Annotated in this window: 13 protein-coding genes; 8 read left to right on the top strand and 5 right to left on the bottom strand. The window is 28.3% G+C overall.

Annotated features, from left to right (window positions below):
• Positions 1-65: 65 nt before the first annotated feature.
• The gene (locus B2694_RS07350) at positions 66-635 is read right to left on the bottom strand and encodes a TetR/AcrR family transcriptional regulator (RefSeq protein WP_346885183.1); all 570 of its coding nucleotides are present in this window, start codon (positions 633-635) and stop codon (positions 66-68) included.
• Between the two features lie 393 nt (positions 636-1,028).
• Here B2694_RS07350 and B2694_RS07345 point away from each other — a divergent pair, with 393 nt between their 5' ends.
• Complete coding sequence (locus B2694_RS07345; RefSeq protein WP_346885182.1) at positions 1,029-1,742, top strand: flavin reductase family protein; 714 nt, start codon at positions 1,029-1,031, stop codon at positions 1,740-1,742.
• Positions 1,743-1,775: 33 nt separating this feature from the next.
• Positions 1,776-3,680, top strand: coding sequence for an NAD(+) synthase (locus B2694_RS07340; protein ID WP_346885181.1), 1,905 nt, complete (start codon positions 1,776-1,778; stop codon positions 3,678-3,680).
• Positions 3,681-3,808: 128 nt separating this feature from the next.
• Here the strand turns inward: B2694_RS07340 and B2694_RS07335 are convergent, their stop codons facing one another.
• Entirely contained in the window at positions 3,809-4,231 is a 423-nt protein-coding gene (locus B2694_RS07335; RefSeq protein ID WP_150846056.1) for a DUF327 family protein, read from the bottom strand.
• 100 nt (positions 4,232-4,331) lie between these two features.
• Between B2694_RS07335 and B2694_RS07330 the strand changes: the two genes are divergently transcribed.
• The 6 genes from B2694_RS07330 to B2694_RS07305 all read left to right on the top strand — a co-directional run bounded on the left by B2694_RS07330 (position 4,332) and on the right by B2694_RS07305 (position 11,842).
• The gene (locus tag B2694_RS07330) at positions 4,332-4,898 is read left to right on the top strand and encodes a chromate transporter (protein WP_346885180.1); all 567 of its coding nucleotides are present in this window, start codon (positions 4,332-4,334) and stop codon (positions 4,896-4,898) included.
• Positions 4,899-5,447, top strand: a complete 549-nt coding sequence (locus B2694_RS07325) for a chromate transporter (RefSeq protein WP_346885179.1) — start codon at positions 4,899-4,901, stop codon at positions 5,445-5,447.
• Positions 5,448-5,771: 324 nt separating this feature from the next.
• A complete protein-coding gene (locus B2694_RS07320; RefSeq protein ID WP_346885178.1) occupies positions 5,772-8,423 on the top strand; it encodes a cation-translocating P-type ATPase in 2,652 nt (883 codons plus the stop codon).
• Positions 8,424-8,818: 395 nt separating this feature from the next.
• Positions 8,819-8,953 carry a hypothetical protein gene (locus B2694_RS07315; RefSeq protein WP_346885177.1) on the top strand — a complete coding sequence of 45 codons (135 nt, stop codon included), beginning with the start codon at positions 8,819-8,821 and terminating at the stop codon, positions 8,951-8,953.
• Positions 8,954-9,143: 190 nt separating this feature from the next.
• Positions 9,144-10,430 carry a helix-turn-helix domain-containing protein gene (locus tag B2694_RS07310; RefSeq protein ID WP_346885176.1) on the top strand — a complete coding sequence of 429 codons (1,287 nt, stop codon included), beginning with the start codon at positions 9,144-9,146 and terminating at the stop codon, positions 10,428-10,430.
• A gap of 362 nt (positions 10,431-10,792) precedes the next feature.
• A complete protein-coding gene (locus B2694_RS07305; protein WP_346885175.1) occupies positions 10,793-11,842 on the top strand; it encodes a hypothetical protein in 1,050 nt (349 codons plus the stop codon).
• Positions 11,843-11,890: 48 nt separating this feature from the next.
• Here the strand turns inward: B2694_RS07305 and B2694_RS07300 are convergent, their stop codons facing one another.
• The 3 genes from B2694_RS07300 to B2694_RS07290 are packed head-to-tail and all read right to left on the bottom strand — an operon-like array spanning position 11,891 to position 13,052.
• Positions 11,891-12,382: a hypothetical protein gene (locus B2694_RS07300; protein WP_346885174.1), complete on the bottom strand. Its 492-nt coding sequence runs from the start codon at positions 12,380-12,382 to the stop codon at positions 11,891-11,893.
• Positions 12,383-12,393: 11 nt separating this feature from the next.
• On the bottom strand, positions 12,394-12,567 hold the full coding sequence (locus B2694_RS07295) for a helix-turn-helix transcriptional regulator (protein ID WP_346885200.1): 174 nt from the start codon (positions 12,565-12,567) through the stop codon (positions 12,394-12,396).
• Positions 12,568-12,605: 38 nt separating this feature from the next.
• Positions 12,606-13,052 carry a DUF2975 domain-containing protein gene (locus tag B2694_RS07290; protein ID WP_346885199.1) on the bottom strand — a complete coding sequence of 149 codons (447 nt, stop codon included), beginning with the start codon at positions 13,050-13,052 and terminating at the stop codon, positions 12,606-12,608.
• Positions 13,053-13,165 lie beyond the last annotated feature (113 nt).

Below are 13,165 nucleotides of genomic sequence, written 5' to 3'. Positions count from 1 at the left end.
TTGAACATTGTTCATTTCAAAGGTATATAAAATGCCATACGTTAGTACAGCATTATTGTTTAACTTTATTTTAAATAAATAATTCTCTTTAGAGCATCCATAAAAAAAGTTATATCCTCTTCTCTAGCTTTAAGCATAGCTAACATGTTACTAAAAATAAATTTAGCCATCTTCTCCTTAGTTAAATTATCAGTCCAAGTTTCATCACTAATAATGTCCTGTGAATCTAAAATAATAACTATACTTTTACAAACCTTTTCGAAAAACTCATGTTCTCTTTTTCTTCCTAGAGATTTTTCGCTACTACTTAATAAAGATAACTGCTCAATCCAATTTTCTTGAAATTTACCTAAGTAAACAAAAAGATTATTATATAATAGCTCTATCTTTTCAAAAATATTTTTTTCTCCTTTTAAACACTTATGAAAATCATTAAATGCTTCTCTCCAAAAATCTTCAACCACTGCCACCACTAATTCACTTTTTGTGGAAAATGAATTATAAACTGTACCTACTGAAATTTTACATCTACTGGCTACAGCCCTTATATTTATTGCTGAAATTCCTTGCTCTAAAGCAATTTCTTTTGCTCCTTCAAGTATAACCTCTCTTGGGTTTTCTGAGAACTTATTCATTATATCTACTCCTCATTTGAACTATGTTCAAGTTGATTATATATCAAGTTTTTTTATAGGTCAATATGTGTTGCTATTTTAACCTAACTGATTGAAGCAAAATGCTCCTTAATATAAGTTAAGAATTTCCCTATAACTATATTATAATCTAGAGTTATGAATAAAAACATACTGTTTCTACTTAAAATTTCCCCAAAATTTCTTACACCTACTAAAACGGGTAATCAAAATTAAAGATTAATTTAAATTATTGTACTATAATAAATATCTATAGCTTAGATGGCTATTATTTTTGATAAATATACTCAACTTGCTATATAATACATATAAGAGAAAAATAATTAAGTTTATTTATATTAGGTTTATGTTAAAATTAGAAAGTGATGTGATATTATGGCTAAAACTACTTTTAAGGGTAGTATTATGCTAAATCCTGTTCCAGCAGTAATGATAACTAGTAGAAATTCTGAAGGAAAGGATAATGTTTTTACTGTAGGTTGGATAGGTACAGCTTGTACTAAGCCACCTATGATTACAGTTGCTATTCGTCCTGAAAGATTATCCTATGAATATATAAAAGAAAGTGGTTCCTTTGTAGTAAATCTAGCTTCTAGTAATCTAGTTAAAGCTGTGGATTACTGTGGAGTTAAAAGTGGAAGAACCAATGACAAGTTTAAGGATATGAACTTGTCTCTCAGTGAAGCTAAGGATATTTCCTGTGGTATTATTAATCAATGTCCCGTTGCCTTTGAGTGTGTAGTAAAATCTATAACTCCCCTAGGTACCCATGATTTATTTTTAGCTGAAATAGTTAACTGTCATGTGGAAAATACACTTATCGATGAAAAAGGGAAAATTCACTTTGATAAAGGAGACCTACTTTCATACTCTCATGGTGAATACTTTAGTTTAGCTCCTAAGCCTATTGGAAAATTCGGATATTCTGTGGCTAAAAAAACTACTATTAAACTTAAAAATAAAGGCATAAAAAAACATAATGAAACCACAAAAACTACAATAGTGGAGAAAGAACAATTACATAATAAAAAAAATATTAAGAGTAATAAACCTAAAAAAACTAAAACTAAAAAAAGAACTCGTATATAAGAAATATCTTTAATATGAAAGGTGCGATGTTTAATGAACTTTATAAAGGTTGGTTCTGCTTGTCCTATTACTAAGGTAGCAGATGTTGACTTTAACTTAAATGAAATAAAAAAATGTGTTGAAAAAGCCATAGAAGAACAAGTTAAAATTTTAGTTTTTCCTGAATTATCTATAACCTCCTATAGTTGTGCTGATTTATTCTTTCAACAAAAACTACTAAAAAAAGCAGAAGTAGCTATTGAAAATCTTTGTGTATTTTCTGAAGGAAGAGATATCTTATTTGCTGTAGGTGCTCCATTTGAATATGATGATGTGCTTTATAATGCAGCTTATCTTATCTTTAATGGTAAAGTTTTAGGTATTGTTCCAAAAAGTTACTTACCAAATGCTTCTGAATTCTATGAAAAACGTTGGTTTAGCAGTGGTCTTAATATAACTTCTAGAATAGTTAAACTTCCTTTCCAAGACAATATATATTTTGGAACTAACCTAATATTTAGAAGTGGTGATATTAGTATTGGAGTTGAAATTTGTGAAGACCTTTGGGTTACTATTCCACCAAGTAGCTTCTTATCTTTAGCTGGTTGTAATGTACTATGTAATTTATCTTCATCTAATGAGTTAGTTAGCAAGGCTGACTATAGAAGAGCCTTAATTAAAAATCAAAGTGCTAGATGTATGAGTTCCTATATCTATTCTTCTAGTGGAGTCTTTGAATCTACTACTGATGTATTATTTAGTGGCCATCTTTTAATCAGTGAAAATGGTGGAATCTTATCTGAAAATGAAAGATTTAATCGCGAAAATGAAATTATTACAGCAATTATTGATGTAGATAAATTAAAGGCTGAAAGATTAAAAAATATAAGCTTTAGAGATAATAAAGTGTTAATTCCTTTTAATATGGAAACTATATACTTTGATTTTAATAATATAGCTATTAATAATTTTGATAAATATATAGATAAACTTCCTTTTGTACCTAGTAATCCTCTTGAAAGAGATAAACGATCTAAAGAGATATTTAATATTCAAACTTCAGCTCTTGCTAAAAGATTTGAGCATACTGGCTTAAAGAAGGCAGTTATAGGAATTTCTGGCGGTCTTGATTCTACTCTAGCTCTTCTAGTGGTAGTAAAAACCTTTGATATGTTGAAAATGCCTAGAGAAAATATTGTAACCATTACTATGCCTGGTTTTGGTACTACAGATAGAACATATAATAATGCCTTAGATCTTTGCAAGTATCTAGGTACAGACTTAAGAGAAATAAATATTGTACCTGCTTGCCTCCAACATTTTAAAGATATTGGTCATCCTGTAGAGCAACATGATGTAACCTACGAAAATGTTCAAGCAAGAGAAAGAACACAAATTCTTATGGACCTTGCTAATAAAGAAGGTGGACTGTTAATTGGGACAGGGGATTTATCTGAGTTAGCTCTTGGATGGTGTACTTATAATGGAGATCATATGTCCATGTATTCTGTAAACTGTTCTATTCCAAAAACCCTTGTGAGATACCTAGTAGATTATGTGGCTGACCATGAAAGCACTCCTGAGATAAGTAAAATCCTTATTGATATTTTGGATACCCCTGTAAGTCCAGAGCTACTTCCTAAGGACAAAGATGGAAACATTACTCAAAAGACTGAAGATATTGTAGGGCCTTATGAACTTCACGATTTCTTCCTATACCATTTCATGAAGCATGGTGCTTCTAAGGAACGTATAGAATTCTTAGCTAAGGCTGCATTTAAGGGGATATATGATGACGAAGTAATTAGTAAATGGCTTAATAAATTTATGACTCGATTCTTCACTCAACAATTTAAGCGTTCAGCTCTACCTGATGGTCCTAAGGTTGGCTCTATAAGCCTTTCTCCAAGAGGAGATTTAAGAATGCCATCAGATGCTAGCTATAACGGATTTCTTTAACTTTAAAAATATAATTAAATACCACTGGTAATTGTCTATTTATTACCAGTGGTCCTTAACTTAATATGTAAAATATTAAATTATAGTATAACTTAATAATGAAGATAATTAGAGATATTAATTTATGCTTATCTATAAATATCTACAATGAGACCTGATATTTCATCTATAGTGCTAGCTATATCTAAGTTTTCTCGTTCTTCATTAAGTAGCATCTGTGTTAGTTCTTCTAATTTATTGTCAATAGTCTCTACTGTAACAAAGTATTGAGTTTGCCAAAAGCTTATATCCTTTTTTATGGAATACATAAATGAAAGTACTGATTCTAGATATTCTTTTATTTCTTTTTTATAAGCTCTAACATCAGCATAGCACTTTGAAATTACAAGTCTGCTACCTTTAGATTTTATATTTTTAAGCATTTTCTTAAGATCTTCTTCTGACTTTTGCTCTCTAGCAAAGCTAAAATTTTTAGAGAAGTCCTGTTTGTTATTTACAACTTTACTTTCTCTTTGTATTGGAGTATTTCTTCCTACTTTTGATATCTCCATGTGAACACCCCCTTGTCCTTTAATTATATTATAAATAAGGTTAAGGATTTTAGCTATATTTTCTTACTATTTACAGATTAAATTAATTTAGGAGGCAATTATGAAAACTTTAATTAATATGTTTATAACCTTCTTTAAGATAGGTGCCTTTACCTTTGGTGGTGGTTATGCCATGATTCCACTTATTGAAAGAGAAGTTGTAGATAAAAACCATTGGATAGACAAAGATGAATTTATAGATATAATAGCTATATCTCAAAGCTTTCCTGGAGCCTTAGCAATAAATAGCTGTACCTTCATTGGATACAAAATTAATGGAATTCTAGGAGCTATCTTAGGACTTTTAGGTGTAGCCCTTCCCTCTTTTATCATTATAGTAATTATAGCTATGGCCTTCAGTAAATTCAGAAACCTTTATGTCATTGAACTTATCTTTAAAGGCATCAATGCTGCCGTTCCCCTTCTAATTTTAGTAGGTGTAAATAGCTTGGCAAAGGTTTTAGATAAAACAGCTGTTAATATAATTATTGTAATAGTCACTGTAATTCTTAGTGTATTTATGAATATTAATCCTGTATATTTAATTCTTATTGCTGCTGTATATGGAATATATATTAATAGAAATCACCACATTGATAATTATAAAAATACAAAGGAGGAAAATTAGATGCTATTACTAAAGCTATATTTAGCCTTTCTTAAAATTGGAACCTTCGGCTTTGGTGGTGGATACGCTATGCTTCCTTTAATTCAAAAGGAAATTGTGGACAACAATGCTTGGCTATCTCAAACAGATTTCATGGATATCATAGGTATATCTCAAATGACTCCTGGTCCTATAGCTATAAATGCTGCAACCTTTGTAGGCTATAAAACTGGCGGAATTCTAGGAAGTGTTCTATCTACACTAGGGGTTGTCACTACCTCCTTCATACTCATATCCTTTGCTAATTACTTCTTTAATAAATTTAAAAATTCAAAGATACTAGCTCATGCTTTAAAAGGAATGAGACCTGCTCTTATTGGACTTATAATCTCTGTATTTATAACTCTTAGTTATGAATCCTACAGAGATTTAAACAGTTTAATAATAGCAGCAATTATTGGTTTTCTACTTTATAAAACTAAAATTCATCCTATATTAATTATTGTTATTGCAGCATTATTAGGTATATTATTCTATGGAATGATACCTAATTTGTTTGCTAAATTTTAATAAAAAATATCTTGTAATTTATTAGTACATCCCTTATAATTTATATATAAAATATAATTACATATGAGGGAGTAATTAGTAGGATTATCCTATGGCAATGTCAACATCTTGGCTTTAAGTCTGGCTTTGCATTAAATAATGAGACTCATGTATAGTGCTTACGCTATATATGAGTCTTTTCTTTTTACATACATTACCTACATATGTGATTATGTTTTTGCAAATATTAATAAAAGAATATCTTTTATTAAATTTCAGTAAGTTTTACTAACTAAATCTTAGATTTAGAGTATGGCTTAACACTATTAATTATGAGGTGATTTTATGTATTTTAATGACTCTATTGACGATGTTATAGGTAAGTTTAACACCAACCCAGATACTGGTCTTACTTCATCTCAAGTTGAGGAAATTAGGTCCAAGTATGGGTCTAATAAACTGGCATCAAAAAAGAAAAAAACTAAAGTCCAACTATTCTTTGCACAACTAAATGATATTCTAATTTATATCCTTATAGTTGCAGCCATACTATCTGTAGTTGTAGGAAAGGAAATAAGTGATGCAATTATTATCGGTATTGTTATTTTAGTTAATGCAACAGTTGGAATGATTCAAGAGTCTAAAGCCGAGAAGGCCCTTGATGCATTAAAGGAATTATCAACACCAAAGGCTATAGTAAAGCGTAATGGAGAATTAGTAGAAATTCCTTCAGAGGAAGTAGTACCTGGTGATGTAATTATCATCGATGCAGGTAGATTTATTCCTTGTGATATCCGTCTTATAGAAAGTGCTAACCTTAAGGTAGAAGAATCTGCCCTTACTGGTGAGTCTGTTCCTGTAGACAAGGATGCAAATCTTATCCTTGAAGATGAAAAAGTATCTCTTGGTGATAAAAAGAACATGGTATTTATGTCTACCTTAGCTACCTATGGTAGAGCTACAGGTATAGCTGTAGCTACAGGTATGAATACTGAAATTGGTAAAATAGCTAAAATGCTTGATGAAGGTGAAAATGAGCTTACACCTCTTCAAAAGAAACTTGAACAACTGGGAAAAGTTTTAGGTATTGCTGCTATTGGTATCTGTGCTATTATGTTTGCAGTAGGTTTATTACAAGATAGAGCTGTTACTGATATGTTCATGATTTCTATCAGCCTTGCTGTTGCGGCTATTCCTGAAGGTCTTGCTGCTATTGTAACTATCGTTCTTGCTTTAGGTGTTCAAAGAATGATAAAGCAAAATGCTATTATTAGAAAATTACCTTCTGTAGAAACTCTAGGTTCTGTAAATATTATATGCTCTGATAAAACTGGTACATTAACTCAAAATAAGATGACAGTAGTTAAATACTTTACAGATAATAAACTAAAAGAAGTTAAGGAGTTTAACATAAATAATGATGGTGAAAAACTTTTACTTGAAAGCATAGTCCTTTGTAATGATGCTACTTCTACGGCTACATCAAAAACTGGAGATCCAACAGAAATAGCACTTTTAGATATGGGAAATATGTTTAATGTATTTAAAGAAGAGTTAGATAAAACTCATAAAAGAGTTGATGAAATACCTTTTGATTCTGACAGAAAACTAATGACTACGGTAAACTCTTATGAAGATAAATTTAATGTAATGACTAAGGGTGCTACTGACAATCTTATTAATATATGTACTTCTGCTTATATTAATGGTGAAGTTGTACCTATGACCGAAGACATTAAAAATGGTTTCTTAAAAGTTGCTACAGCTATGTCAGACGATGCTTTAAGAGTTCTAGGTGCTGCTTTTAAAACTGTTAACTCTACCCATGTAGAAGTTGATGAGTTGGAAAAGGATTTAACCTTTATTGGTCTTGTTGGTATGATAGACCCTCCTAGACTAGAGGTTAAAGACTCTATAGAAATTTGTAAAACTTCTGGTATAAAAACTATAATGATTACTGGTGACCACAAAAATACAGCCTTTGCCATTGCTAAGGAACTATCTATAGCAGAAGATATAAACCAAGTAGCTAGTGGTGCTGACATAGATAACTTAACTGATGAAGAACTTGCAAGTAGATGTGAAAATCTAAGAGTTTTTGCTAGAGTATCTCCTGAGCATAAGGTTAAAATAGTTAAAGCCTTTAAATCTAGAGGAAATATTGTATCTATGACTGGCGACGGAGTTAATGATGCTCCATCCTTAAAGGCTGCTGATATTGGTGTAGCTATGGGTATCACAGGTACTGACGTTGCTAAAGGTGCCTCTGACATGGTATTAACAGATGATAACTTCTCTACCATAGTAGCAGCTATTGAAGAAGGTAGGAATATATTTAATAACATAAAAAAATCTGTAATATTCTTAATTTCTTGTAATGCTGGTGAGATTGTTACTCTATTCTTTGGTATTCTCTTTGGATGGGCTGCACCACTTAATGCAACTCATATATTATGGGTTAATCTTATAACAGACTCCTTCCCAGCTCTTGCCCTTGGTGTAGACCCTGGTGATAAGGATGTTATGAAACATAAACCAAGAAGTCCTAAGGATAGTTTATTTAAAGGTTCTTTATTTACTCTTTTATTTAATGGTGTTTTGATTGGTATATTAACCCTCATAGGTTTCGTTTACGGAGTTAACAAATACGGAGCTGATGGAGTTACTCTTGCTAATATAGCTAACAATCCTGAAGCTTTAATGCATGCTCAAACAATAGCCTTTGTAGTTCTTAGTGGAACTCAACTAATTCATGCTTTAAATATGAGAAGTTCAGATAAATCCATATTTAAAATTGGTTTGTTCTCAAATATGTATTTAATCTATGCAATGGTTGTTGGTATATCATTACAAATGGCAGTTATTTATATACCACCAATTGCTAGAATGTTTAATGTAATACCTCTTACTTTAGCAGATTGGGGACTTGTTATTGTTCTAAGTTTAATACCTTTAGTTATAAATGAAATAATTAAACTATTTATCAAAGATAAATAAAAAAAGACAAATTTCAATAAAATAACAAGTAACTCATAAAGGACTGTATTAACGCCTTTTATGAGTTACTTTTAAATTATAATACATTTTAATTACTTCTTCACTTATATACAAATTTATACAATAAGAAGAGATTTATGACGTAAATTTGTTGTTACTTTTTATATTTTATTATTGTATTCATACATATTATGTTATAAAATATAATTAATTACTGTGAATGTATTTTAAATATATACCAATATTCAACTTGTATTTACATATAAACAATATTTTATAAAAAGCAACTGTTAATTATATACTTTTTTAAGATACATTGTGCATTAAAATAATTCTCAATTTTATCTTGTTCATAATTGTAAAGCTTAATATAAATTTTAAAAGGAGTGAATTTTATGAAAACTAAACTTACTAAAGGTATAGTATTTTTATGTGCACTAACTTTAACTGCTTTTATTGGAATTTCAATTTTAAATGAAAATGATCCCGGGCCACTTGGTAAAAATTTCGTAATTATTAAAAACTTATAATTATTGACTGATTAAATTTTAGTTATATCTATAATAAAACTTTATTATAGATATAACTAAAAAAACTAATTGTATAATAAGCAAATAGGAAATATAATACATATAATGGAACTAATTATGCATTGCCTTTACATATAATTACCTATAAAATATAATTGATTGCATTTATTTAACTAAGGAGGTGAAGGATTTGTATTTCTTAAGTCCTGGAAAAAGATTAAAAGCTCTCAGACAACAATTAAATATTAAACAAGTAGAACTAGAAGAAATCGGTGTTTCTAGAAATTATATTAGTATGGTTGAAAGCGATAAAAGAAATCTTACTGGAGTAACCTTAGCAAATTATCTTAAGTTTATGCAAAACAAAGCTGATGAGCTTGAAACTAATATAAATTTAGATGTAAATTATCTACTTCTTCCTGAAAAAGAAGAAGCGCGAAACTATTGTAATGTGAAATTAGATTCTGTCTTAAGTCACAAAAATTTAGATGAAGTTATAAAAATAGGTGAAAAATATAAATTAGAAGATATACTTTTAAAATCTTACTTATTAAAGGGGAATTTACTATATGAAGAAAAATCATATAATACTGCCTTTGTATATTACTATAAAATACTAGAAATTCATAATGATAATAAAGATAACAGTAATAAATCTTTTGCATATATTAAGCTTTCTAAATGTAAGATTATGACTCTGTCCTATGAAGAAGCTCTCACATATTTATTTAAAGCCTATTCCTATTGTAAAGAGTTTAATGATGATGATAATCTTAAAAATTGTTTATATAATATAGCTCTTGCATATAAAAAGTCAAGTGAATATGATAATGCTCTTATATATATAGATGAGTTGCTAAATATATGTGATTGTGATACTAATATACGCTTGTATATAATTAGCATTATCTTAAAGTGTAATTGTTATCTTAACAAAAAAGATTACTCTCTTGCATTAACTATATATTTTGATATTCTAAATAACTTTAGTGAAAATATTGGAATTTATTTAGGAATGATTTACAATAACATAGGATTGATTTATTGTGAATTAAATGAAATAGATAAATCTATTGACTATTTTAATAGATCAATTAGCTTTAGAAAAGTACATGATATTGAACAACTAAATCGTAGTATTATAGATATGTCTTCTGCATATGTAAAAGAAAATTCATATGATAAGGCTATAGAACTATTGTATGAAGGTATAGCTTTATCTGAGAAATATTCTGATGCAGAGTTTTTAATAAGAGGCTACTCTATATTGGAAGAAATTTATATAAAATTAAATGATAATAATAAACTTGAAGAAATATATCTTATATTAATAGAAATTTTTAAAGATGCAGATTTAGTTAAAATTTTAAATATCTATATTAAATTATCTCTACTTTATATAGAAATGGAAAAATATGATAAATCTAAAAAAATTCTATACGAAGCTAAAAATTTAAAAAAATCTTTTAAAAAGTGATTCAAAATTTTGAATCACTTTTTTATTTAAAATACTTATACTTATGCAAACTTATAAAATATTATGAATTTCTAGAACTTTCATGTTCAAAAAATGACATAATGATGACAACATAGGATTTGTAGTTACAACAATTTTCTATATAATTAATTTTATCATCTTTCTTTATTTATATATAAAATTTCCCTTATATTTTTATGATATACATAGCATTTCATTATTAATAATTTCATTTCATTTATATTATCCAAATGTTGCACTAATTGTTAAGTTACTATAGACTAATATATATGAATATAATTTAATTTGCTTAAATATAAGTAAAAGGATTTTTATTTTACTTGAATAAGGGGATGAATGATTTGATATTAAGTGAAGAAACTAAAGCTAGAACTTATTGCACGGATAAACTTAGGTTAAACTTAACTGATGATGAACTTGATGAGGTAATTCATATTGGAGAACTTAATAAGTTAATAGATATACTTCCTTCTCTATATATTAAAAAGGGAAATCTCTTATATGATAAAAATCTATTTAATGAAGCTTTTGAATCCTATGCTAAAACCTTAGAATTATATAGTGCTATTCCTACAAAAGATGATGATATGATATTTATATATAATAAATTGGCTAAGTGTAAAATCAAAACTCTTTGTTATGAAGAGGCCTTAGCATATCTATGTACATGCCACTCTTTTACCTTAGAAAATAAGGATAAAAATAATTATTATAATTGTACCTATAATATAGCTTTAACCTATAAAAAGTTAGATGATTTTGATAATTCCATTCTTTATATAGATAAATTATTAGATACTCTTGATATTAATACTGAGCTAACCATGTATATTCAAGGAACAATTTTAAAAGCTAACTGTTATCTTAGAAAAAATTCTACTTTCCAAGCTATAACTCTATACAAAGAACTGCTTTATAACTTTGGGTCTGAATTAGGAATTTATAAAGGTTATTTATATAATAATTTGGCATTAGCTTATTTAAATGAAAATAATAATAATGATGCTCTAATGTATTTTAATAAGGCCATAGATTTTAAAACTTCCCATGACAAATCTAATCTTGCTAGTACATTAATGGACATAGCTAAATTCTATATTAAAGAAGGTGCATATAAGGGGGCTATTTCTCAAATAGAATATGGATTAAAGTTGGCTAAAAAATATTCTGATAGTGAAAATTCTCTACTAGGCTATAGTCTTTTAGAACAAATATATAGAGAACTAAATGATATTGAAGAACTTAGAACTCTCTATTCTGAAATGATAGAAACCTTTAAAGATGTTGATCCTAATATAACTATGGAGATATATTCAAAACTTTCTAACCTTTTGCCTGATTCTATTGGATATAATAAGTTAGACACTATTTTCCGAGTAAATAATATATAAATTAAGACGGAATAAAAGGATTGNNCAATCCTTTTATTCCGTCTTAACTCATCTATGAGATTCATATATTTGTAAAGTATTACCTTCTAAAATAAATACAATAAAATCACTTTTATTATTTTTATCCATATAAAAATATTTAGCTTCTTTGCTTAGTTTTTCTATTACTTTTTCAGGATTACCATCTGATATACTAATTTCCTTATGATTTATTTTATCTCTATCTTCTAATAGCATAACACCATCATAGGATATTTTAAAAGGTATCTCCTCATAGTTAAACCACTGAAAAGAATTATTTATTTTCTCTAAGTCTTCTTCATCATGGTAAATTACTTCATTAATTTCATCTCCAGCACCGTCAAAACCCCCTCTAGTATTCCCTATGAGAGTTACTTTATCTGGCTTAGGTAATTTTATGTTCCAATTGGCTTCTAGGCATTCTGTGTAGGTTGGAAATATTATAGGTCTTACTTTAATATAAGTTAATATTAAAATTATCATAACTACAATCCCTAATATTGTAGCTAAAACCTTCATCTTCATTACTCCTACTTATATTCCAATATATCACCAGGTTGACAATCCAAGGCCTTACATATAGCTTCTAATGTAGTAAATCTTATTGCCTTAGCCTTATTATTTTTTAAAATAGATAAGTTAGCCATGGTTATGCCAACTTTTTCTGAAAGTTCAGTAGCACTCATCTTTCTCTTAGCCATCATTACATCTACGTTAACAATTATCAATTAATCCACCTTCCTTATATAGTAAGATCATTTTCTTCTTGTAGTTCAATTCCATTATTTATAAGCTCTCTTACTACTGAAGAAATGATAAATACCATCATGGTAGCAAAAGTTATAACTATACAAATTAAATTCTTATATATGAATATTGTTCCTGCTAAATAAATAACAAAAGCTATGAATGAGCATATACTTATCACCTTTAGCGACTTTATACTCTCTTTACAAAAAGGACTTCCTTTTAATAGCTTTCCACTTAATTTCATTACTGAAATAAGTATTAATAAAAATGGTATATAAGTTATATATAAGAATGTTTTTATTCCTCCGCCCATATCTAACCCAGCAGTAGATATATTACTAAGATACCAATTTACTATATTAGGTAATGTTGCTCCAGCTATTATAGTTATAACTACGGATAAAACTGATACAATATATAGTATCTTTCTGAATAACATATTTTTCAAATTTATCACCTCTAAACAAAGCTTATCACAAGAGGCTTTTTACGTCAATAAATATTTATTGTTATTCAATAAATATTTATATTACTTAAAAAGCTATCTCAAAA

Origin of the sequence: Clostridium sp. UBA4395 (assembly GCF_002390995.1) — a bacterium.
GTDB classification, from domain to species: domain Bacteria; phylum Bacillota; class Clostridia; order Clostridiales; family Clostridiaceae; genus Clostridium_J; species Clostridium_J sulfidigenes.
This window is presented reverse-complemented; position numbering and strand designations above follow the sequence as displayed.

Excerpts from the sequence above, each read along its gene's own strand:
- B2694_RS07350 (WP_346885183.1), bottom strand. The coding sequence starts at position 635 with ATGAATAAGTTCTCAGAAAACCCAAGAGAGGTTATACTTGAAGGAGCA.
- B2694_RS07325 (WP_346885179.1), top strand. The coding sequence starts at position 4,899 with ATGCTATTACTAAAGCTATATTTAGCCTTTCTTAAAATTGGAACCTTC.
- B2694_RS07330 (WP_346885180.1), top strand. The coding sequence starts at position 4,332 with ATGAAAACTTTAATTAATATGTTTATAACCTTCTTTAAGATAGGTGCC.
- B2694_RS07340 (WP_346885181.1), top strand. The coding sequence starts at position 1,776 with ATGAACTTTATAAAGGTTGGTTCTGCTTGTCCTATTACTAAGGTAGCA.
- B2694_RS07335 (WP_150846056.1), bottom strand. The coding sequence starts at position 4,231 with ATGGAGATATCAAAAGTAGGAAGAAATACTCCAATACAAAGAGAAAGT.
- B2694_RS07295 (WP_346885200.1), bottom strand. The coding sequence starts at position 12,567 with ATGATGGCTAAGAGAAAGATGAGTGCTACTGAACTTTCAGAAAAAGTT.
- B2694_RS07315 (WP_346885177.1), top strand. The coding sequence starts at position 8,819 with ATGAAAACTAAACTTACTAAAGGTATAGTATTTTTATGTGCACTAACT.
- B2694_RS07300 (WP_346885174.1), bottom strand. The coding sequence starts at position 12,382 with ATGAAGGTTTTAGCTACAATATTAGGGATTGTAGTTATGATAATTTTA.
- B2694_RS07290 (WP_346885199.1), bottom strand. The coding sequence starts at position 13,052 with ATGTTATTCAGAAAGATACTATATATTGTATCAGTTTTATCCGTAGTT.
- B2694_RS07320 (WP_346885178.1), top strand. The coding sequence starts at position 5,772 with ATGTATTTTAATGACTCTATTGACGATGTTATAGGTAAGTTTAACACC.
- B2694_RS07345 (WP_346885182.1), top strand. The coding sequence starts at position 1,029 with ATGGCTAAAACTACTTTTAAGGGTAGTATTATGCTAAATCCTGTTCCA.